The sequence below is a fragment of the Oceanithermus profundus DSM 14977 genome, from assembly GCF_000183745.1.
GTDB lineage: Bacteria > Deinococcota > Deinococci > Deinococcales > Marinithermaceae > Oceanithermus > Oceanithermus profundus.
This window is the reverse complement of record NC_014761.1, coordinates 2222455-2243057: the sequence shown is the minus strand read 5'-3', so window position 1 is coordinate 2243057 and position 20603 is coordinate 2222455. Positions and strand designations below refer to the sequence as shown.

At 69.5% G+C, this 20603-nt stretch carries 13 protein-coding genes and 2 rRNA genes; 13 read left to right on the top strand and 2 right to left on the bottom strand.

The window, feature by feature from the left end; genetic code table 11:
- Positions 1 to 8: 8 nt before the first annotated feature.
- The 12 genes from OCEPR_RS11060 (at position 9) to rrf (ending at position 15785) form a co-directional block, all read left to right on the top strand.
- The gene (locus OCEPR_RS11060; protein WP_013458813.1) at positions 9 to 758 is read left to right on the top strand and encodes an ABC transporter ATP-binding protein; all 750 of its coding nucleotides are present in this window, start codon (positions 9 to 11) and stop codon (positions 756 to 758) included.
- Positions 755 to 2623, top strand: a complete 1869-nt coding sequence (locus OCEPR_RS11055; protein WP_013458812.1) for an AMP-binding protein — start codon at positions 755 to 757, stop codon at positions 2621 to 2623. Before OCEPR_RS11060 ends, OCEPR_RS11055 begins: the two co-directional genes overlap by 4 nt.
- Positions 2613 to 3683, top strand: coding sequence for a branched-chain amino acid ABC transporter permease (locus OCEPR_RS11050; protein WP_013458811.1), 1071 nt, complete (start codon positions 2613 to 2615; stop codon positions 3681 to 3683). The genes OCEPR_RS11055 and OCEPR_RS11050 overlap by 11 nt, the downstream gene beginning before the upstream one ends.
- 14 nt (positions 3684 to 3697) lie before the next feature.
- Positions 3698 to 4837 carry a phenylacetate--CoA ligase family protein gene (locus OCEPR_RS11045; protein WP_013458810.1) on the top strand — a complete coding sequence of 380 codons (1140 nt, stop codon included), beginning with the start codon at positions 3698 to 3700 and terminating at the stop codon, positions 4835 to 4837.
- Positions 4838 to 6069: 1232 nt separating this feature from the next.
- The gene (mtnK, locus tag OCEPR_RS11040) at positions 6070 to 7287 is read left to right on the top strand and encodes an S-methyl-5-thioribose kinase (RefSeq protein WP_013458809.1); all 1218 of its coding nucleotides are present in this window, start codon (positions 6070 to 6072) and stop codon (positions 7285 to 7287) included.
- The gene (mtnA, locus tag OCEPR_RS11035; protein WP_013458808.1) at positions 7284 to 8315 is read left to right on the top strand and encodes an S-methyl-5-thioribose-1-phosphate isomerase; all 1032 of its coding nucleotides are present in this window, start codon (positions 7284 to 7286) and stop codon (positions 8313 to 8315) included. Before mtnK ends, mtnA begins: the two co-directional genes overlap by 4 nt.
- Positions 8312 to 9220: a transketolase gene (locus tag OCEPR_RS11030; protein ID WP_013458807.1), complete on the top strand. Its 909-nt coding sequence runs from the start codon at positions 8312 to 8314 to the stop codon at positions 9218 to 9220. Before mtnA ends, OCEPR_RS11030 begins: the two co-directional genes overlap by 4 nt.
- A complete protein-coding gene (locus OCEPR_RS11025; RefSeq protein ID WP_013458806.1) occupies positions 9217 to 10218 on the top strand; it encodes a transketolase family protein in 1002 nt (333 codons plus the stop codon). The genes OCEPR_RS11030 and OCEPR_RS11025 overlap by 4 nt, the downstream gene beginning before the upstream one ends.
- Positions 10219 to 10303: 85 nt before the next feature.
- On the top strand, positions 10304 to 11458 hold the full coding sequence (locus tag OCEPR_RS11020; RefSeq protein ID WP_013458805.1) for a RuBisCO large subunit C-terminal-like domain-containing protein: 1155 nt from the start codon (positions 10304 to 10306) through the stop codon (positions 11456 to 11458).
- On the top strand, positions 11455 to 12405 hold the full coding sequence (locus OCEPR_RS11015; protein ID WP_013458804.1) for a sugar-binding transcriptional regulator: 951 nt from the start codon (positions 11455 to 11457) through the stop codon (positions 12403 to 12405). Before OCEPR_RS11020 ends, OCEPR_RS11015 begins: the two co-directional genes overlap by 4 nt.
- A 202-nt stretch (positions 12406 to 12607) precedes the next feature.
- Positions 12608 to 15527 (top strand): 23S ribosomal RNA (locus tag OCEPR_RS11010).
- A 141-nt stretch (positions 15528 to 15668) separates the two neighbouring features.
- Positions 15669 to 15785: ribosomal RNA gene (rrf, locus tag OCEPR_RS11005) — 5S ribosomal RNA — on the top strand.
- Positions 15786 to 16125: 340 nt separating this feature from the next.
- On the opposite strand, the gene OCEPR_RS11000 is transcribed toward rrf, so the two are convergent.
- Together OCEPR_RS11000 and OCEPR_RS10995 are read right to left on the bottom strand one after the other, a co-directional pair.
- On the bottom strand, positions 16126 to 19047 hold the full coding sequence (locus tag OCEPR_RS11000; RefSeq protein WP_245544461.1) for an HD domain-containing phosphohydrolase: 2922 nt from the start codon (positions 19045 to 19047) through the stop codon (positions 16126 to 16128).
- A 37-nt stretch (positions 19048 to 19084) separates the two neighbouring features.
- A complete protein-coding gene (locus OCEPR_RS10995; protein ID WP_013458802.1) occupies positions 19085 to 20326 on the bottom strand; it encodes a DNA polymerase Y family protein in 1242 nt (413 codons plus the stop codon).
- Between the two features lie 106 nt (positions 20327 to 20432).
- Between OCEPR_RS10995 and OCEPR_RS12645 the strand changes: the two genes are divergently transcribed.
- A complete protein-coding gene (locus OCEPR_RS12645) occupies positions 20433 to 20588 on the top strand; it encodes a hypothetical protein (RefSeq protein WP_013458801.1) in 156 nt (51 codons plus the stop codon).
- The last annotated feature ends 15 nt before the right edge of the window (positions 20589 to 20603 follow it).

Here is a 20603-nt window from a genome sequence, read left to right as displayed (position 1 = left end):
GAGGTAGGGTGGAACCGCTGCTCTCGGTCGAACACGTAACGCTGCGCTTCAAGGGGGTGCTCGCCCTCGCGGACGTGAGTTTCCAGGTGCCCGCGGGCGCGTTCTACGCGATCATCGGGCCCAACGGCGCGGGCAAGACGAGCCTGCTCAACGTGCTCTCGGGCCTCTACCGGCCCCAGCAGGGGCACGTGCGCTTCGACGGGCGCGACCTGGACGGCCACAGCCCCCAGGCGCGCACCCGCCTGGGGCTGGGGCGCACCTTCCAGAACCTGGAGATCTTTCGCGGGATGACCGCGCTCGAGAACGTCAAGCTGGGGGCCGACCTGCGCTTCGGCTACCCGGCGCTCTTGCCGCGGGCCCGCCGCGAACAAGCGGCGCGCGCCTGGGCGGAAGAGGTGATGGACTACCTGCACCTCGCCCCCTACCGCAACGTGCCCGCGGGGATGCTGCCCTACGGGCTGCAGAAGCGGGTGGAGGTGGCGCGGGCGCTGGCGGGGCGGCCCAAGCTGCTGCTGCTCGACGAGCCGATGGCGGGGCTGGCGCTCGAGGAGAAGCAGGACCTGGCCCGCTACCTGCTCGACGCCCGCCGCGAGTGGGGGGTGACCCTCGTCTGGGTCGAGCACGACCTGCGCGCGGTGATGGAGCTCTCCGACGGCGTCCTGGTGCTCTCCTACGGCGAGGTGCTCTACGAGGGCGAGCCCGCCGGGGCGCGCGAGAACCCGCGCGTCGTCGAGGCCTACCTGGGGGCGGAGGCGTGAAGGGGACGCTGCTCGAGCCCCTCTTCCGCTGGGCCGAGGTGCGCCCGCAGGCGCCGGCGCTCCGGGTCAAGCGCCTGGGTGTCTGGCAGCCGCGCAGCTGGCGCGCCTGGGCGGACGAGGTCCTCGACCTGGCGGGCGGCCTGGAGGCGCTGGGGCTGGGGGCCGGGGGCGTGCTCGCGGTGCTGGGGCGGAACGCCCCCGAGTGGGTGACCGCCGAGCTCGCGGCCCAGGCGCTGGGGGCGCTGCCGCTGGGCCTCTACGCCGACGCGATGGCCGACGAGGTGGGCTGGTTCCTCGAATACGCCGAGGCCGTCGGGGTGGTGGTGGCCGACGAGGAGCAGCTCGACAAGGTGCTGCCCCACCTGGACCGGCTGCGCTTCGTCCTCGTCTGGGAGGAGGCGGGGATGAGCCGCTACTGGTCGGACAAGGTCCGCCCCTACTCGGCGGTGCTGGAAGCCGGCCGCGCCCGCCGCGAGGCGGTGCGCGCGGGGCTCGCGGCGCTTACGCCCGAGACCGTGGCCCTGCTCGCGCCCACCTCGGGCACGACCGGGCGCAGCAAGCTGGCCATGCTCAGCCACGCCAACCTGATGGCGGGCCACCACGCGCTGCGCGACGTGCTCGGCCTGCGGGGGGACGAGTGGCTGTTCTCGTACCTGCCGCTCGCCTGGATCGGCGAGCAGATGCTCACCGTGGTGCAGACGCTGGCGCTGGGGCTCCTGGTGCACTTCCCCTCGGAGCCGGCCACGCTGGCCGAGGACCTGAAGGAGGTGCAGCCCGACTTCTACCTGGCCCCGCCGCGGCTGTGGGAGGACGCCGCCGCCTTCGTGCAGAGCCGTGCGCAGGAGGCGGACTGGCTCAAACGGCGGGTCTTCCGCTGGGGTCTGGACGCGCTTTTGGAGGGGGCGCGCCGGGGCTTCCGCGGCGAGGGCGTGGGGCCGGGTCTCGATCTGGCGCGGGCCGCGGCCTACCCGCTGGTGGCGCGGCCGCTGCGCGGGCGGATGGGGCTCGCGGCCACCCGCGTGGCCATCACCGGCGGCGCCCCGCTCGGTCCCGAGGTCTTCACCTTCTACCGCGCCATCGGCCTGGACATCCGCCAGGTCTACGGCCAGTCGGAGACGGCCGCGTCCACCTGCGCCCACCCCGCCGGCGACGCCCCGCCCGAGACGGTGGGCCCGCCGCTGCCGGGCACCGAGGTGAAGATCTCCGAGGAGGGCGAGATCCTGGTCAAGGGGCCCCAGGTCTTCGTGGGTTACTACAAGAACGAGGAAGCGACCCGCGAGACCTTCACCCCGGACGGCTGGTTCAAGAGCGGCGACGCCGGGACCTTCGACGAGCGCGGCCACCTGATCGTGCTGGGCCGGCTCAAGGAGGTGGGGCACCTGGCCGACGGGACCCGGTTCGCGCCGCAGCTGCTCGAGAACCGCCTCAAGTACTCGCCCTTCATCCGCGAGGTGGTGGTGCTGGGCCACGACCGCCCCTTCGTGGCCCTGCTCGTCGAGATCGACCCCGAGAACGTGCAGAACTGGGCGCGCCGCCGGCGCATCCCCTTCACCACCTACCAGAGCCTGGCCGGGCGCGACGAGGTCTACGAGCTGATCGCGCGCGAGATCGCCGCGGCAAGCGCCCAGATGCCCGAGGCCCTGCGCCCGCGGCGCTTCGCGGTGCTGCCCAAGGAGCTGCACCCCGACGACGAGGAGATCACCCGCACCCGCAAGGTCAAGCGCAACGTCGTCGAGGTGCGCTATGCGCCGCTCATCGAGGGCCTCTACGGGGGCGCGGAGCGGGTGCGGCTCGAGCTGCCCATCCGCTTCGAGGGCGGCGAGGACGTGCTGCAAGCGGAGGTGAGGATCGCCGATGTTCTTTGAGCTGGCCAAGACGCTGACCGACGCCTACAGCCGCCGCTTCGCGCGCGCGGTGCGCGAGAGCTACGCCGCCGACGAGGCCTACGCCAGCACCCCGCTGGGGCGCGCGGGCCTGGCCATTTTGCTGCTGGCGCTGCTGGCCGTGCCCCTGTTGCTGCCCGGTTACCCGGTCTACGTGCTCACCCTCGTGGCCATCGCCGCGATCGGGGCGCTGGGGCTCAACCTGCTGGTGGGCGGGGCGGGGCAGATCTCGCTGGGGCAGGCGGCCTTCCTGGGGGTGGGCGCCTACGCCGCCAGCCACCTCGCGGGGCCGCTCGCGCCGCTGGGGATCCTCCTGGGCGGGGTCGTGGCCGCGGCCATCGGGGTGGTGCTGGGGCTGCCCTCGCTGCGCATCAAGGGTGTCTACCTGGCCATCGCCACCATGGCCTTCCAGTTTCTGGCGCTGTGGGTCTTCAACAACTGGGAGCCGGTCACCGGCGGCATCCGCGGGCGCAACCTGCCGCCGGCCGAGGTGCTGGGGCTCGAGCTCGACCGCGCCGAGCGGCTGTGGTACCTGGTGCTCGCCTTCGCGGTGCCGCTCTTCTTCTACGGCAAGCGGCTGCTCGCCACCCGCGCGGGCCGCGCCTGGTTCGCGGTGCGCGACAACGACCTCTCGGCCCAGGTGGCCGGGGTGAACCTGACGCTCGCCAAGCTCTCGGCCTTCGCGCTCTCGGCCTTCTACGCCGGCATCGCCGGCGGTCTCCTCGCCAACCTCTACCGCTCGGTCACGCCCGAGTACTTCCTCTTCGGCATCTCGGTGCAGTACCTGGCCATGGTGATCGTCGGCGGCGCCGGCACCGTGCTCGGCGCGGTGCTGGGGGCCGTCTTCGTGATGCTCATCCCCGAGCTCCTCAACGCCGTCGTGGGCGCGTTCGGGCCCGAGTACGCGGCGCTGCTGGCGGCCTGGCGCAATGTCGTCTTCGGGGGGTTGATCCTGCTCTTCTTGATCCTCGAGCCGCTGGGGCTCGTGGGGCTTTGGGGCCGGATCCGCGCCTACCTGCGCACCTGGCCGTTACCCTATTAACAAAGGAGGAAGCCATGAACCGGACCGAACGTCTCCAAGCGGTCATCCGCGCGGCCAAGGAACACCCCCTCTACGCCGAACGTCTGGCGGGCGTGGACCCCAGCGCCTTCACCCCTGCGGACCTCGCCCAGATCGAGCCCGTCACCCGCGACGACTGGGTGGCCTTCTTAAAAGAGCACCCGCTGCCGCCGGCGGACACGGCGCTCGTGCACCTCACCCCCAGCCCGCTGCTGGGCTGGATGCCCGAGTACCTGACCGCCGCCGACCTGGAGGCGCAAGCCGAGGCCCTGGGCGCCTACTTTTCGCGGCTGGGCCTGGCGGGCAAGCGGGTGATCGTGGCCTTCAGCTACCACGTCTTCGCCGGGGGCTGGCTCTTCCACGAGGCGCTGGTGCGCGCGGGGGCGACCGTCTTCCCCCACGGCCCGGGCGAGGCGGCGCGCATCGCCGAGATCGCCCAGAAGTTCGGCTTCGACGCGCTCGTCTCCAACCCCAGCTTCGCCCTCAAGATCGCCGAGGCCGGGGGGCGCTTCGAGCTGCTGCTCGCCGGGGGCGAGCCCTTCACCTCGGTGCCGGGCTACCGCGAGCGGGTGGAGCGGGCCATCGGCGGCCGCGCCCTCGACGCCTACGGCACCAGCGAGCTGGGCATCGTGGCGGCGGAGACCGTGGACCAGGACGGGCTGTGGGAGATTCCCGAGATGGCGGTGCTCGAGGTGCTGGACCCCCAGACGCTCGAGCCCGCGCCCGACGGCGAGCGCGGCGAGCTGGTGGTCACGGCGCTCTCGCGCACCCTCATGCCGATGATCCGTTTCCGCACCGGCGACCTGGCCATCGCCGAGCGCACCGAGCGGGGCCTGCGCCTGCCCCGCGGCGTCTTCGGCCGCACCGACACGATGGTCAAGGTGAAGGGCGTCAAGCTCTACCCCACCGAGCTCGCGCCCATCCTGGCCGGCTTCGGCCTCGACCCGCGCGGCTTCCAGGTGGTCGTCGAAACCAAGGAAGGCGGCACCGACGCGCTGGTGCTGCGCGTCAAGGCCGCGGCCGTGCCCGAAGGGCTGGCCGAGGCGGTGCGCCACGCCACCGGCCTGCGCGTGGACCGCATCGAGACGGCCGAGGAGCTCGAAGGCGGGTTGGTGGTGGACCGCCGCTTCGGCTGACGCCGCCGCGCCCCGCTTTGTCATTCCATACGAGCCGCGAAGCAGGCGAGGCCCGTGAGCCTGCCCTGAGCTTGATTCAGGGCCTGCCTCGGACTTGATCCGGGGTCCATGCTGCACGGCACCCCGAGATTCCGCTGTTGTTGACTAACCCACCACGAACCACGGGTTACTTGCTACGAGCCGCTTTTATCCGTATCCCCGGACGAGGCGGCGTGTCGCCGCCGAGATCCGGGGTCCATGCCGCACGCGAAGCCAACGTTTCGTTGTCATAGACCGGCCTGCCACAGGTCAAAGGCTACGGACCACAAGCCACTTTTCCAGAACGCCGGCGCAATCCCCAGTCACGGCTTGGTGACCCGGTCTGGATCCCAGGTCGCGCGGCTTCGCCGCTTGCCTGGGATGACGTGTGGAAGACCGTCGTAGAGTGTAGGTCGGAGCGTAACGCGCTACATAGTTACTAGTGTGCGGTTGGGCTTGGAACGAACGGGCGTTCTGCCCATCGGAAGTTTTCCGGCTCCGATTTCGCGAAATCTCCGCAATCTTCTGCTGCTACGAATAGCTCGTCATTCCAGCCAAGCAGGTCGTAGACCTGCACGAGCTGGAATCCAGAGCTTAAAGCATTGTGAGCGCTACGCTTTGTCTGATGGCGACTCTTGAAAACCTCCCCCTTGGGGAGGTGGCCGAAGGCCGGTGGGGGGTTGTTTATGAGGATATAAGGTGTTGGGGGTGGGATGTGGGTTGGCCACGATTCGAATGATGGGCGATGGCTTCGTTAGCGCCAATAACCTCCTCCCCAACCCCCTCTAAGGGGAGGGCGTTTCATCGTGCGGTGACCAAACCGCGGGGTATTGCCGCGGCATGGGCCCCCGGATCAGGTCCAGGGCAGGCCCGGCTCTCGTGGGTCAACACGACCCGCTTGGCCGGGGACACGATCAGCTTCCTTTTTGAACAACAACGTATCCCCGGACGAGGCAACCGAAGGTTGCCGAGATCCGGGGTCCATGCTGTAAACGAAGCCGAAATTCCTTTGCCGCTGACGGACCCACTACAGGCTACAAGCCACTTGCTACAAGCCAGCCCTCGCTACCACGTACCACGAACTACGCACTAAGTACCCATAAGGCACCCCTTGCGGCTCTTCGCGGCACGGCGGTATGCTGGGCCGAAAATATGTTTAAGTACGAACAAATGTTCAGCGCGACCGGGCCGGGCCCGGTGAGAGGAGGCATGCCGTGGGCGAGCTTGCGGCTTTGAACGAGACCACGGTCAAGGACTATCTGGCGCAGAAGGGCCTGGCGGGGTTGCTGGGCGGCGGGCCCGGGGACTGGGCGGCCGAGCCGATTACCGACGGCAACGTCAACCTGCTCTTCCGGGTGAAGAACCCGGCCGCGGGGCGGTCGCTGATCGTCAAGCAGGCGCTCGGCTACGCCTGGCGCTACCCCGACTTCAAGATGCCCAAGGACCGGCTGGCCATCGAGCACGAGGTGCTTCGGGTGGCGGGCGAGTTCGCCCCCGAGCAGGTGCCCGAGGTCTACTTCTTCAGCCCCGAGGACGCGGTGCTGGTGATGGAAGACCTGAACCGCCACCGCGAGATGCGCGCGGCGCTGCGCGAGGGGGTGCGCTTTCCGCGGGCGGCCGAGCACCTGGGCCGCTACATGGCGCGGACGCTCTTCTACACCTCCGACCTCTACCTGCCCTCGGGCGAGAAGAAGGAGCGGGCGGCGCGGCTGGTCAACCCGGTGCTGCGCAAGGTGCAGGAGGACCTGGTCTTCACCCAGCCCTTCGCACGGCACCCCAACAACCGCTACTCGAAGCCGCTTGAGCCCCTGGTGCGCGAGATCTACGCCGACGACGCCCTGCGGGCCGAGGTGCTGGAGCTCAAGGAGCGCTACATGACCCAGGCCCAGGCGCTGATCCACAACGACCTGCACACCGGCTCGATCCTGGCCAACGCCGAGGAGACCAAGGTGGTCGACCCCGAGTTCGCCTTCTTCGGGCCGATGGGCCACGACCTGGGCACCTACCTGGGCAACCTGGCGTTGGCCTACGCCGCCTACGAGGCCCACGCGCCCGATGAGGAGGAAAAGCGGGCCTTCCGCGACTGGATTTTGGAGAGCCTGACCGAGACCTGGCGCGTCTTCGAGCGCGAGTTCCTGGCCGCCTGGGAGCGGGACGCCCAGCACGCCGAGTGGGCTTCGGACCGTTACCGCGAGCGTTACCTGAAGCGGCTCTTGCAGGACGCCGCCGGGTTCGGGGCGGCCGAGATGTTTCGCCGCCTGATCGGCATGGCCCACGTTTCCGACTTCTGGTCCATCGAGGACGAGGCCGAGCGCGCCGCCGCCGAGAGCCTGGGCCTCGACATCGCCCGCGCCTGGATCTCCAGCTGGCGCGCGCTGGAGCGGCCCGAGGAGCTGGCTGCGCTGGTGCGCGCGGGGAGGGTGCTGCTGTGAGCACGTTCCGCTCGATCGAATGGAAGGGGGACCGGCTGGTGCTGCTGGACCAGCGCCGCATCCCCGAGGCCAAGGTCTTTCTGGAGCTCACCGCCCCCGAGGAGGTGGCCGCGGCCATCCGCGAGATGGCCGTGCGCGGCGCGCCCGCGATTGGGGCGGCGGCGGCCTTTGGCGTCGTCCTGGCCGCCCGCCGGGGGGAGGCGCTGGCGGAGGCCGACGCGCTCCTCAGGGCGTCGCGCCCCACCGCGGTCAACCTGTTCTGGGCGCTCGACCGCATGAAGCGGGTCTGGGAGGGGTATTCGGGTGCGGCGCAGGCGCTGGTGCAGGCGCTCGAGGCCGAGGCCCTGAAGATCGCCGAGGAGGACGTGGCCGCCAACAAGGCGATCGGCCGCCACGCCCTGGAGCTGATTCCCGACGAGGCCCGGATCCTCCACCACTGCAACACCGGCTCGCTGGCCACGGTGGACTACGGCACCGCCCTCGGCATCATCCGCATCGCCCATGAGGCCGGCAAGAAGGTGCACGCCTTCCTCGACGAGACCCGGCCGCGGCTGCAGGGGGCGCGGCTTTCCGCCTGGGAGCTGCGCGAGCTGGGCATCCCCCACACCGTGATCGCCGACGGCGCCAGCGGCCACGTGATGCAGAAGTTCGGCATCGACCTGGTCGTGGTGGGGGCCGATCGCATCGCCGCGAGTGGCGACACCGCCAACAAGATCGGGACCTACAACCTGGCCATCGCCGCGCGCCACCACGGCGTGCCCTTCTACGTGGCCGCCCCCACGAGCACCGTGGACCTCGAGACCCCCAGCGGCGCGGCGATCCCCATCGAGGAGCGGGACGCCCGTGAGCTGACCCACTGCGGTCCGGTCCGGGTGGTGCCCGAAGGCAGCCCCGTCTACAACCCCGCCTTCGACGTCACCCCGGCCGAGCTGATTTCCGCGATCGTCACCGAGGCGGGGATCGCCTACCCGCCCTACGAGAAGAGCCTGCCCGCGCTGGTGCGGAAGGCCCAAGGAGGCCACCCGTGAACCCACTGGACGAAACCCGGCGCGTGGCCGACGGCATCCGCCGCCGGGTCACCGCCTTCACCCTCAAGAACGGCGGAGGCTACCTGAGCCAGGCGTGCAGTAGCGCCGAGATTCTGGCCACCCTTTACACCCGCGTCATGAAGCTGGGCCCCTCGGTGGCCCCGCCGGTGCCCCCGCCCTTCGGCGGCGTGCCCGGCAAGAACCCGAACTACGCCACCGGCGCCGGGTACAACGGCCCCCACGCGCCCGAACTCGACCGCTTCTTCATCAGCCCGGTCCACTACGCCCTGGTCCTCTACGCCACGCTGGTGGAGACCGGGCGGATGGCCGAGGAGGGGCTGGCGATGTTCAACCAAGACGGCGGCACCGTCGAGATGATCGGCGCCGAGCACTCCCCGGGCCACGAGCTGATGGCCGGGTCGCTGGGTCAGGCGCTGAGCCAGGTGATCGGCATCGCCCTGGGCCGCCGGCGCAAAGGGGAGACGGGGCGCAACTTCGTCTTCATGTCCGACGGCGAGTTCATGATCGGCCAGACCTGGGAGGCCATGGAGACGCTGAGCTTCTACGAGCTCGACAACGTGATCGCCTACGTCGACGCCAACGGTCAGTCGGCCGACGGGAAGATCGACGAGGTGATGGGCATCGAACCGCTGAAGGAGCGCCTGGAAGCCTTTGGCGCGGTGGCGGTGGAGGTGGACGGGCACGACGTGGAGGCGCTGGCGGCGGCGGCCGAGACGCCCCACGAGGGCAAGCCGCTGGTGGTCATCGCCCGCACCAACCCCTACTGCGGGGTCGAGGTGCTGGCGGAACGGGCGCCCAGGTTCCACTACATTCGCTTTACGGGGTCCGGAGAAAAGGAGGCGCTCGAGCGCTTCTACGCCGAAAAGTGGGGAGGCCGGAAATGACGCTCGAAACCCAGGTCCACCAGAAGAACCTGGTCCGGTGGGCGGCGGACAAGCCCGAGGTGGTCGTCTTCTCGGCCGACCTGACCAGCTCGACCGAGGTCCGCCTCTTCGCCGAAACCTACCCCGACCGCTTCTACAGCTTCGGGATGACCGAGCAGAACATGATGTCGGCCGCCGGCGGCATGGCCCGCGAGGGGTTCACCCCCTGGGTCCACACCTTCGCCATCTTCATGTACCGCCGCGCCCTCGACCAGGTGCAGATGTCGATCGCCTACCCCAACCTGCCGGTGCGGATCGTCGGCTTCCTGCCCGGCATCACCACCCCCGGCGGGGCGACCCACCAGGCGATCGAAGACGTGGCCATCATGCGTGCGATCCCCAACATGACCGTGCTCGAAACCGGCGACGCCGCCGACGTGGAAAGCGTGCTCGACGTGGCCCAGGCCATCGAGGGGCCGGTCTACATCCGCATGCTGCGGGGGCAGATTCCCCGGCTCTTCACCACCCCGATGCAGCTCGGCCGCGCCCGTCGGCTGCGCCGCGGCGCCGACGTGACCCTGTTCACCGCCGGCATCACCACCGAGGAGGCGATGCGGGCGACCCAGGTGCTCGAGCAGCGGGGCGTGAGCATCGAGCACCTGCACGTCACCACCCACAAGCCCTTCACCGACCCGGCGGTGCTCGAGGCCGCCAGCCAGCCCAGGTACGGCGTGATCACCTTCGAAAACCACACCACCGTCGGCGGCCTGGGAACCGAGGTGGCCGAGGTGATGGCCGAGCACGGCGTCGGCAAGAAGCTGGTGCGGCTCGGCATCCCCGACACCTACGCCCACGGCGGCAGCCGCCCCTACCTGATGCGCCACTACGGCCTCGACGCGCTGGCGCTGGTGCGCGCGATCGAGAAGCTGGTGGGCGAGGACCTGAACATCGGCGAGGACGACCTGGCGGCGGTGCGGGTGGAGCCGGTGCACGGCGACTTCAAGGCGGAGGCGCTATGAAGTACGTGGTTCGTGGTTCGTGGTGCGTGGTTTTGCTTTCTACCACGTACCACGTACCCCCTACCACGCACCGGCGGAGGTGCGCATGAACGCACCGGAGCCCCGCTACGATACCGCCCTGCCCCTTTCCGGCTCCCGCTTCACCGCCGTCTACCGCATCGCCGCCGAGTCGCCGGCGGCGGCCGAGGAGGCGGCCCGGGCGCTGGTGGTGGAGCAGACGATCGAGTTCCCCGCCGAGCTGGTGGGGGGCACGATCGCGCGCGAGGTGGTCGCCCGCGTCGAGAGTCTGGAAGAAATAGAACCCGGCGTCTACACCACCGAGCTTTCCTTCGCTACTGAGCTCGTGGGCGGTGAGCTGACCCAGCTCCTCAACGTCTTCTTCGGCAACTCCAGCCTGCTGCCCAGCGTGCGGCTTTTGCGCATCGGCCTCGGCCCCGAGCTGGCCCGCCGCTTCCCCGGCCCCCGTTACGGGGTGGCCGGTCTGCGCCAGGTTCTGGGCGCACCCGCCGGCCCGCTGCTCTCCACCGCCCTCAAGCCGCTGGGGCTGGGGCCTGAGGAGCTGGCCGCGATGGCCTACCGGCTGGCTTTGGGCGGGGTGCAGCTGATCAAGGACGACCACGGGCTGGCCGACCAAGCCTTCGCGCCCTTCGAGGCGCGGCTCGAGGCGGTCACCGCGGCCGTCGCCCGCGCCGAACGCGAAAGCGGCCTGAAGGCCGTCTACGCCCCCAACGTCACCGCCCCCGGCGAGGAGACGCTGCGCCGCGCCCGCCTGGCCCGCGCCGCCGGGGCCGGGGCGGTGATGGTCGCCCCGGGGCTGGTCGGCTTCGACCGCATGGAGCGGCTGGCGCGCGAGGTGGGCCTGTTGGTCCTCAGCCACCCGGCCTTCCTGGGCGGCTTCGTGCCCAAGGGCGACGGCGGCATAAGCCACTACGCCCTCTTCGGCCAGCTGCAGCGGCTGGCCGGGGCCGACGCGGTCATCTTCCCCAACTACGGCGGCCGCTTCGCCTTCAGCCGCGAGGAGTGCGCGGAGATCAACGCCGGCCTCAAGGACGAGCTCGCCGGTCTGGCCCCCGCCCTGCCCGCCCCCGGCGGCGGCATGAGCCTGGAGCGGGTGCCCGAGATGCGCGAGCTCTACGGCGACGACCTGATCTTCTTGATCGGCGGAGCCCTGCACCGGCGCGGGCCCGACCTGACCGAAAACGCCCGCTACTTCCGCCGGCTGGCCGCGGGGGCGGAATGAAGCCCGAGGACCTGGTCACCGTCGCCGCCTGGCTCTACTACCACGAGGGCCTGAAGCAGGAGGACGTCGCCCGCCGCCTGGGGGTGAGCCGGGTCAAGGTGACCCGGCTGCTGGCGCGGGCCCGGGCCGAGGGGGTGGTCCAGTTCGTCATCACCCGCCCCCTGCCCGAGTCGTTCCGGCTGGCGGAGGCGCTGCGCCGGCGCTACGGCCTGGAAGCGGCGGTGGTGGTGCCGGCCGCGGGGCCCGAGGAGGCCGTCCTCGACGCCATGGGAGCGGCCGGGGCCGACTACCTGGCCGCCCGCCTGAAGCCGGGCCTGCGGCTCGGCCTGGGGTGGAGCCGCACCGTCGGCCGGATGGGCCCCTATCTGCGGCGGCTGCGGCCGGTGAAGGACTGCACCGTGGTCGAGCTGGCCGGCAGTTTTCTGGGGCAGGCCAACCCCTACGCCATCAGCGGGCCGCTGGCGGCGGCGCTGGGCTGCGGGCTCGAGGCGCTGCCGGTTCCGGTACTGGTGGAAAGCCCGGCGGCGCGCGCGGCGCTGCTCGCCGAGGGCCGCATCGCCGCCGCCCTGGCCGCCGGCCGCGAAAGCGACCTGGCCGTGGTGGGCCTCGGGGAGGTGGGCCCCGCGAGCACCACCGTCCTTACCGGCATGGTGCGTCCGGAGGAGATGGCCCGAATCGAAAAGGCGGGCGCGGTCGGCGACGTGCTCATGCGCTTCTTCGACGCCGCCGGCCGCCCGGTGAAAACGCCGCTCGACGAGCGGGTGCTGGCCGTCGGCTGGGAGGACTTCCTGAAGATCCCCCACCGCGTCGCCATGGCCGCCGGCGCGGCCAAACTGCCCGCGATCCGCGCGGCCCTCCGCGGCGGCCTCTTCCAGGCGCTGATCACCGACGCGTCCACCGCCGCACGGCTCCTGGAAGGCGGGCCGACGTCGGGCCCGGGCGGTTGACACTTTCCCCCCCCTTTGATATCTTGAGTCTTGCGCCCAGTAAGGACCACGGTCCTCTACCCGGCGCAGGGATCTTGAAAGGTGGCGTGACGTAAGTACCGTCCTGAAGCGGACAAGCGGCGGGTGGTGGCTTTTTCTTTTCCCACATCCCACAACCCACCTCCTACATCCTGCTTGTCTGCACATCATCCTTGTCCTGAAAGGTCAAGATACGAAGGGCGCACGGTGGATGCCTTGGCACCCGAGCCGATGAAGGACGTGGCTACCTGCGATAAGCCAGGGGGAGCCGGTAGCGGGCTTCGATCCCTGGATCTCCGAATGGGGAAACCCGGCCGGTGGGAACACCGGTCACCGTCACCTCGGTGACGGGGGGAACGTGGGGAACTGAAACATCTAAGTACCCACAGGAGAGGAAAGCGAATGCGACTCCCTGAGTAGCGGCGAGCGAAAGGGGACCAGCCTAAACCGCAGTGCTTGCACTGCGGGGTTGTGGGGCCTCCAACATGCCGAATCCGTAGCCTAGCCGAAGCGTTCTGGGAAGGCGCGCCAGAGAAGGTGAAAGCCCTGTAGGCGAAAGGTGAGCGGATAGGCGGAGGTACCCGAGTAGCGTGGGGTTCGTGGAACCCTGCGTGAATCTGCGCGGCCCACCGCGTAAGGCTAAGTACTCCGGGTGACCGATAGCGAACCAGTACCGTGAGGGAAAGGTGAAAAGAACCCCGGGAGGGGAGTGAAATAGAACCTGAAACCGTGCGCTTACAAGCAATCACGGCCCTACGTCTTCGATTCGTCGAAGGCACGGGTTGTGGTGTGCCTATTGAAGCATGAGCCTGCGACTTACGTGGGCCGGCGAGCTTAAGCCGTCGAGGCGGAGGCGAAGCGAAAGCGAGTCCGAATAGGGCGACTGAGTCGGTCCGCGTAGACCCGAAACCGGGCGAGCTAGCCCTGGCCAGGCTGAAGCGCGGGTGAAACCGCGTGGAGGGCCGAACCGGTAAGAGATGCAAATCTTTCGGATGAGCTGGGGTTAGGAGTGAAAAGCTAACCGAGCCCGGAGATAGCTGGTTCTCTCCGAAATGACTTTAGGGTCAGCCTCAGGTGGCAACGTACGCCTGTAAAGCACTGCTAGGGCTAGGGGGCCTACCAGCCTACCAACCCCTGGCAAACTCGGAAGGGCGTACGTGAAGGCCTGGGAGTGAGGGCGCGAGCGATAACGTCCGTGTCCTAACGGCGGAACAACGCAGACCGCCAGCTAAGGTCCCCAAGTCTGGACTAAGTGGGAAAGGATGTGAGGGCGCCCAGACAGCCAGGAGGTTGGCTTAGAAGCAGCCATCCTTTAAAGAGTGCGTAATAGCTCACTGGTCGAGTGCCCTCGCGCCGAAAATGATCGGGGCTCAAGTCCAGCACCGAAGCTGCGGGTGCAGCGGGATGACCGCTGCGCGGTAGGAGAGCGTTCCCCATGCCGATGAAGGTCGACCGTGAGGGCGGCTGGAGGTACGGGAAGTGCGAATGCAGGCATAAGTAACGATAAAAGGGGTGAGAATCCCCTTCGCCGTAAGCCCAAGGGTTCCTACGCAACGGTCGTCGGCGTAGGGTTAGGCGGGACCTAAGGCGTACCCGAGAGGGGAAGCCGATGGACAGCCGGTTAATATTCCGGCCCCACTCCACTGGAGCGATGGGGGGACGCTTTAGGCTAGGCGGACCGGAGCCATGGATGAGCCCGGCCGCGGTCCGGGGGGCGCAGGGTAGGCAAATCCGCCCTGCACACGCTCGCCGGCCGCGGGGAAGCCCGTAGGGGTGATAACCCGCTGACGCCAGGGAGCCGAGAAAAGCCTCTAAGCGATGAAGGTGGAGTGCCCGTACCGTAAACCGACACAGGTGGGCGGGTGCAAGTGCACTAAGGCGCGCGAGAGAACCCTCGCTAAGGAACTCTGCAAAATGGCCCCGTAACTTCGGGAGAAGGGGTGCTGCGCGTAGGGTGATGAGCCCGAGGCAGCCGCAGTGAACAGGCTCTGGCGACTGTTTACCAAAAACACAGCTCTCTGCGAACACGTAAGTGGACGTATAGGGAGCGACGCTTGCCCGGTGCCGGAAGGTCAAGGGGAGGGGTGCAAGCTCCGAACCGAAGCCCCGGTGAACGGCGGCCGTAACTATAACGGTCCTAAGGTAGCGAAATTCCTTGTCGGGTAAGTTCCGACCTGCACGAAAAGCGTAACGATCGGAGCGCTGTCTCAGCGAGGGACTCGGTGAAATTGAACTGGCCGTCAAGATGCGGCCTACCCGTGGCAGGACGAAAAGACCCCGTGGAGCTTTACTGTAGCCTGGCGTTGGTCTTTGGACACGTCTGTGTAGGATAGGTGGGAGCCTGCGAACCCGGCCCGCCAGGGTCGGGGGAGGCGCCGGTGAAATACCACCCTGACGTGTTCGGAGGCCTAACCGGCATCGGCCGGGACAGCGCTTGGTGGGCAGTTTGACTGGGGCGGTCGCCTCCTAAAGCGTAACGGAGGCGCCCAAAGGTTCCCTCAGCGCGGACGGAAACCGCGCGGAGAGCGCAAGGGTACAAGGGAGCTTGACTGCGAGGCCTGCAAGCCGAGCAGGGACGAAAGTCGGGCCTAGTGAACCGGTGGTTCCGTGTGGAAGGGCCATCGATCAACGGATAAAAGTTACCCCGGGGATAACAGGCTGATCTCCCCCGAGCGTCCACAGCGGCGGGGAGGTTTGGCACCTCGATGTCGGCTCGTCGCATCCTGGGGCTGAAGAAGGTCCCAAGGGTTGGGCTGTTCGCCCATTAAAGCGGCACGCGAGCTGGGTTCAGAACGTCGTGAGACAGTTCGGTCTCTATCCGCCACGGGCGCAGGAGGTTTGAGGGGAGCTGCTCCTAGTACGAGAGGACCGGAGTGGACGTACCTCTGGTATCCCTGCTGTCCCTCCCGGGGCATAAGCAGGGTAGCCATGTACGGTCGGGATAACCGCTGAAAGCATCTAAGCGGGAAGCCCACCCCAAGATGAGACCTCCCACTGGGTCAACCAGGTAAGGACCCCGGTAGATCACCGGGTTGATAGGCCGGAGGTGTAAGCGCGGCGACGCGTTGAGCTGACCGGTCCTAATCGTCCGAGGTCTTGACCTTTTTCTGCACTCATAGAAGGACGGTCACAACTTCCTACATCCCACTTCCTACATCCCACGTCCCAACCGCGTCACGCCACCGAAAGATCCACTCGTGGAATCCACGTTCGAACCAAGAATCGAACGCACAACATCGGATTCCCCCCGTGCCCATAGCGGCGTGGTCCCACCCGTTCCCATACCGAACACGGAAGTGAAACACGCCAGCGCCGATGATACTTGGACCGCAGGGTCCTGGGAAAGTAGGGCGGTGCGGGGGGTTTTTCTTTTTATCAAAGGCAAAAACAGGATGTGGGAGGTGGGGTGTGGGAGGCGGGTTTTGTTTTTCAAAAGCACGCGGGCGAGCTTGAGTGCTGTCGGTCAAAGCACACAACCGGTCTTCCCACCTCCCACCCCCTACATCCCACCCCCTACATCCCACATCCAGGTAACGTGTCCCCGGCCACGCGGGTCATTTTGACCCGCGCGAGCCGGGCTTGCCCCGGGTCAAGCCCGGGACAGGCCCCGGATCGAGCCGCAGCGCGCCCTTCGCGCGCTTGCCTGGGTGAGGAAAAGGTTGGTTCGGCACCACCCGGCGCTTCGGACAAACGGGGCGCGGCTTAGAGCTCGCCGCGGTCGAGCAGCCGCAGAAAGGCCTCGACCACCTGTGGGTCGAACTGCCGCCCGGTCTCCTTGCGGACGTAGTCGAGCGCCTTCTCCAGCGGCCAGGCGGGGCGGTAGGGGCGGTCGGAGGTGAGGGCGTCGAAGACGTCGGCCACCGTGAAGATGCGCGCCAGGAAGGGGATGGCCTCCCCCGCCAGACCGTGGGGGTAACCGCTGCCGTCCCAGCGTTCGTGGTGGTAGAGCGGCACCTTGAGGGCCCGGCGCAGGAAGGGGATGTCCCGCAGCCACTCGTAGGCGTGCAGGGGGTGCCGCTTCATCACCGCCCACTCCTCGGGGGTGAGGGGGCCGGGCTTCAGCAGGATGGCGTCGGGGATGGCCAGCTTGCCCACGTCGTGCAGGATCGCGCCGCGGCGCAGGTCTTCCAGCTCGTGGGGGCCGAGGCCGAGCTCGCGGCCGAGCTTTAGCGCCAGCTCGGTCACCCGCTGGGTGTGCCCGGCGGTTTCCTGGTCGCGCAGCTCGACGGCCCGCGCCCAGCCCCAGAGGGTGAGGTCGTAGGCGTTCTCCAGCTCGGCCTGGGTGCGCTGCAAGGCCTCGAAACGGCGCAGGTTGTCGATGGCGATCGACCCCTGGGTCACCAGCGTTTCCAGGAAGCTCTGGTCGTCGGCCGAGAGGTTCCAGGCCCGGTCGCTGAAAGCGACGAAGACGGCGAGCAGCTCCCCCTTGGCCAGCATCGGCCAGGCGCGCAGCGCCTGCAGGCGCAAGGGCGCGAAGGGGGTGCCGCTCAGGTCGTCGAGGGCTGCGGGCTTGCGCGTCAGGGCGGCGGCGCCGATGGGCGTCTTGCCCAGGGGGAGCCGGCGCAGCTCCTCGGGCAGCGGCGTGCTCAGGCCGCGCGCGGCGTGGTGGACGAGCACGTGCTCTTCCGGGGCGTAGGTCCAGATCCCCACGGCGGCGACGGGCAGGCGCATGGCCTCGTCCAGCAGGGCCTCGATGCTGGCCTCCAGGTCGAGGCTGTGGGCGATGACCTGGTCGAGCGTGCGCAGCGACTCGAGGTTCTGCACCCGGCGGGCGAGGACCTGCCGCAACGAGGCCCGCTGCACCGCGTTGCCGATCGTTTCGGCGGCCAGTTCGAGCCGTTGCAGCTCCCGCGCCCCCGGGGGCGGCTTGGGCCAGGCGAGGGCCAGGGCGCCCACGAAACGCCGTCCCGCGGGCAGCGGCAGGTAGACCCCCGACCACCCGGGCGGCACCTGGGGGCGGACGGCCGCCCGCAGGCGCGGGTCGCGGGCGATCTCTTCGACGACGAGGGGGCGGCCGCCCTCGAGGGTGGCGGCGATCAGGCTCTGGGGCTCGAGCTGCGGAGCGGGGCGCAGGTTCCGCATCCAGCCGAGGGCGCTGAAGGCTTCGGTGCGCGCGCCCTCCTCGCCGTAGAGCACGATGGCCCCGGCGGGGGCATGGAAGAACGAGGCCACGGCTTCCAACCCCGCCTGCATCATTGTTTCCAGTTCTTCGGACTGCCGCAGCGCCTGGGCGACGCGCGCGAAGAGCTCGAGGTCGAGCTCCTTCTCCTTGGCCTCGGTGACGTCGAGCCCCACGCCCAGCACCGCGGGCTCCCCGTCGATCTCGATGCTGGCCGCCGAGTAGTCGAGCCAGCGCACCGCCCCCGACTTGGTGAGGATGCGGAAGGCGTAGCGCTCGGCGGGCCGGCGGCCGCGCAGCCGCTCCAGCCCCCGGGTCTTGACGAGCTCGCGGTCCTCGGGATGGACGAACTCCCAGACCGGCCGGCTCCGCAGCTCGTCGTCGTCGTAGCCGGTGAGCCGGCGGGTGGCCCGGTTGGCGAAGACGAGCCGGTCGTCCTGCCACATCAGGATGACCGCGGGTGCGGTCTCGGCGAGGGTGCGGAAGCGGGACTCCGACTCGGCCAGGGCCTGGCTGCGCGCCACGTCCATGGTGACGTCCTCGGTGTAGCCGCTCAGCAGCTGGGTGGCGGGGTCGTAGCGCACGGTGTCGGAGAGCCAGACCCACACCCCGTGGCGTCCGTGCAGGAAGCGGTAGCGCGTGGTGTGAAAGACCCCGGGCTCGCGCAGCGCCTGCCGCGCCAGCGCGACCGCACCCTCCCGGTCCTCGGGGTGCACGTAGTCGTAGTAGGCCCCGGGCCGGCCGAGCTCGGCCGCGTCGTAGCCGAGCACCTCGCGGCTGCGCGGCGACTGGTACAGCGCCGGAGCCCGCAGCGGGTCCTCGTCGGGGGCGACGCGGGCCTGCCAGGCGACGCCGGGCAGCGTGGCCACCAGGCCCGCGAGCAGCGCGCCCTCTTCCTTGACCCGTCGCTCCAGCGCGTCTTCGCGGGTGACGTCGCGCACGTGCAGCACCAGCCCGCCCACCGCGGGAACGTGGCTCAGGTTCTTGCCCCAGACGCGGAAGACGCGCCGGCGGCCGCGGGCGTCGCGCCCCCGGAAGCGGAAGGTCAGCGCCTTGCCGGGTTCCCGGGCCAGGGCCTCGAGCGCCTCGCGGGCGTGGCGCTGGTCCTCGGGCTGGAGGAAGCGCAGCAGGTTGATGCGCACCCCCGGGGGTGGAGGACGGTAGCCCAGCCGCTGCACGCTGGGGCTGACGTAGCGGATCGTGCCCTCCGGATCGATGACGTAGACCACGTCGCGGCCGTTCTCCAGCAGGGTCTTGTAGCGCTCGAGCATCCGGTCGCGCAGTTCTTCGAGGACCGCGGGCAGCTCCCGTGCGTGCTCGAAGAAGAAGACGGGCAGGTGGTCCAGCTCCGCGAAGGCCGCCTCGAAGGCACGCTCCGCCACCAGGGCGTCGAAGGGTTCCTTTTCCAGCGCCGCCCACGCCTCCTCGGCGGAGGCGGCCCGGTGAAACCCGACGGTGACCCGGGCGGGCAGGGGCCCGCGCGTGACCACGAGGACTCGGTACACTGCCTTCACTATAGGCGACGCCGATGAGGCGATTGGTTCATACCGGCCGCGCCCGGCTGCGGCGGGGTTGGGGCTTTTGGGCCACCTCGATCTGCGGCACCTCGCCGAAGGCGATGCGGTCCTCGCCGGCGTAGTCGAGGCCGTGCATGCCGGCGAAGTAAACGGTGTCGGGGCCGTAGAGGGCGTTGATGCGGTCGAGCGCGTGGGCCAGCCGGTAGCCCCGGCGCGCCTCGGGCCACAGCGGCGGGGAGGTGTCGCGTTCGGGCACCAGGTGCTCGAGCACCAGCCCCACCTTGAAGGGTTCGGGCGGCGGGTCCTCGTCCCAGAGGCGGACGAGGGCGTTCAGGAGCCGCCGGGTGTCCTGGGTGGTCTCCAGCCAGGTCCCCTGCACCCAGGTGGGGGCGTGCATCTGGGTGGCGTAGACGGTGAGGTGGCGGGTCCAGTACCCCTTGCGCCGCAGGCGCGCGGCGGCCTTGTGCAGCAGGCGCACCAGCGTCTTGCGGGCCCCTTCGGGGTGGCGCAGTTCGGGAGGGAGCACGTGCGAGTGCCCCACGCTGCGCCGCCGGGTGGGCACCGGGGGCAGGTCCTCGCCGCGCAGGGCGCGCCACAGGCGCTCGCCCACCACCCCGCCCCAGATGCGCCGCATCGCCGGACAGGAAAGCTGGGTGAGCTGGCGCACGGTGAAGATCCCGTGGCGGTGCAGCCGCGCCTCCATGCGGCGGCCGATGCCGTGGAGGTCGCGCAGGGCCAGGGGCCAGAGCGCCTCGGGCAGGTCCTCTTCGCGGATCTCCACCAGCCCGTCGGGCTTCTCCAGCTCGGTGGCCACCTTGGCCAGGTAGCGGTTGGGGGCGATGCCCGCCGAGGCGCGCAGCCACGGGCCCACCTCGCGCCGGATCGCGGCCTTGAGCTCGAGCGCCAGCGCCCGGGCGTGGGGGCGTTCGTTCTTCATGAGGGCGAAGCGCATCTCGTCGATCGAGAGCACCTCCTCCACGGGGAGCACCCGCTCGACGGCCTCCAGGATGCGGCGGTGCACCTCCACGTAGACCCGCGGCCGCGCCTCCACCACCGCCAGGTTCGGGGCCATGCGCCGGGCCTCGCGCACGCGGGTGCCGGTCTTGACCCGGTAGAACCGGGCCTCGTAGCTGGCGGCGATGCAGAAGGTGGTGTCGGCCTCGAGGGGTACCACGCAGACCGGCCGTCCCCGCAGCTCGGGGCGCAGCTGCTGCTCCACCGAGGCGAAGTAGGCGTTCATGTCGAGGAAGATGTACTTGCCAGGCATAAGAGCCTCCAGGAATTACGATTGTATCATAATCAACGACCGCCCGCCCCGCGCCGTAACGCTGCGGTAACGCCTCCCCCGCTAGCCTCGGGGCGGAGGTGAGAGGATGCGCAAGTTCGCCTGGCTCTTCGCGCTGGCGCTCTTCCTGGCCGCCTGCGGCGGCTCGGGAACCCCGCCCGGCGGGAACGCCTGCCCCGACCCGGCCGTCTTCGATAACGCGGCCTGCACCTTCGACGACGCCGGCACCCTGTTCGGACCCTAGACCCCAAGCGCAGAC

Excerpts from the sequence above, each read along its gene's own strand:
- OCEPR_RS11025 (WP_013458806.1), top strand. The coding sequence starts at position 9,217 with ATGACGCTCGAAACCCAGGTCCACCAGAAGAACCTGGTCCGGTGGGCG.
- OCEPR_RS11015 (WP_013458804.1), top strand. The coding sequence starts at position 11,455 with ATGAAGCCCGAGGACCTGGTCACCGTCGCCGCCTGGCTCTACTACCAC.
- OCEPR_RS10995 (WP_013458802.1), bottom strand. The coding sequence starts at position 20,326 with ATGCCTGGCAAGTACATCTTCCTCGACATGAACGCCTACTTCGCCTCG.
- OCEPR_RS11050 (WP_013458811.1), top strand. The coding sequence starts at position 2,613 with ATGTTCTTTGAGCTGGCCAAGACGCTGACCGACGCCTACAGCCGCCGC.
- OCEPR_RS12645 (WP_013458801.1), top strand. The coding sequence starts at position 20,433 with ATGCGCAAGTTCGCCTGGCTCTTCGCGCTGGCGCTCTTCCTGGCCGCC.
- OCEPR_RS11045 (WP_013458810.1), top strand. The coding sequence starts at position 3,698 with ATGAACCGGACCGAACGTCTCCAAGCGGTCATCCGCGCGGCCAAGGAA.
- OCEPR_RS11020 (WP_013458805.1), top strand. The coding sequence starts at position 10,304 with ATGAACGCACCGGAGCCCCGCTACGATACCGCCCTGCCCCTTTCCGGC.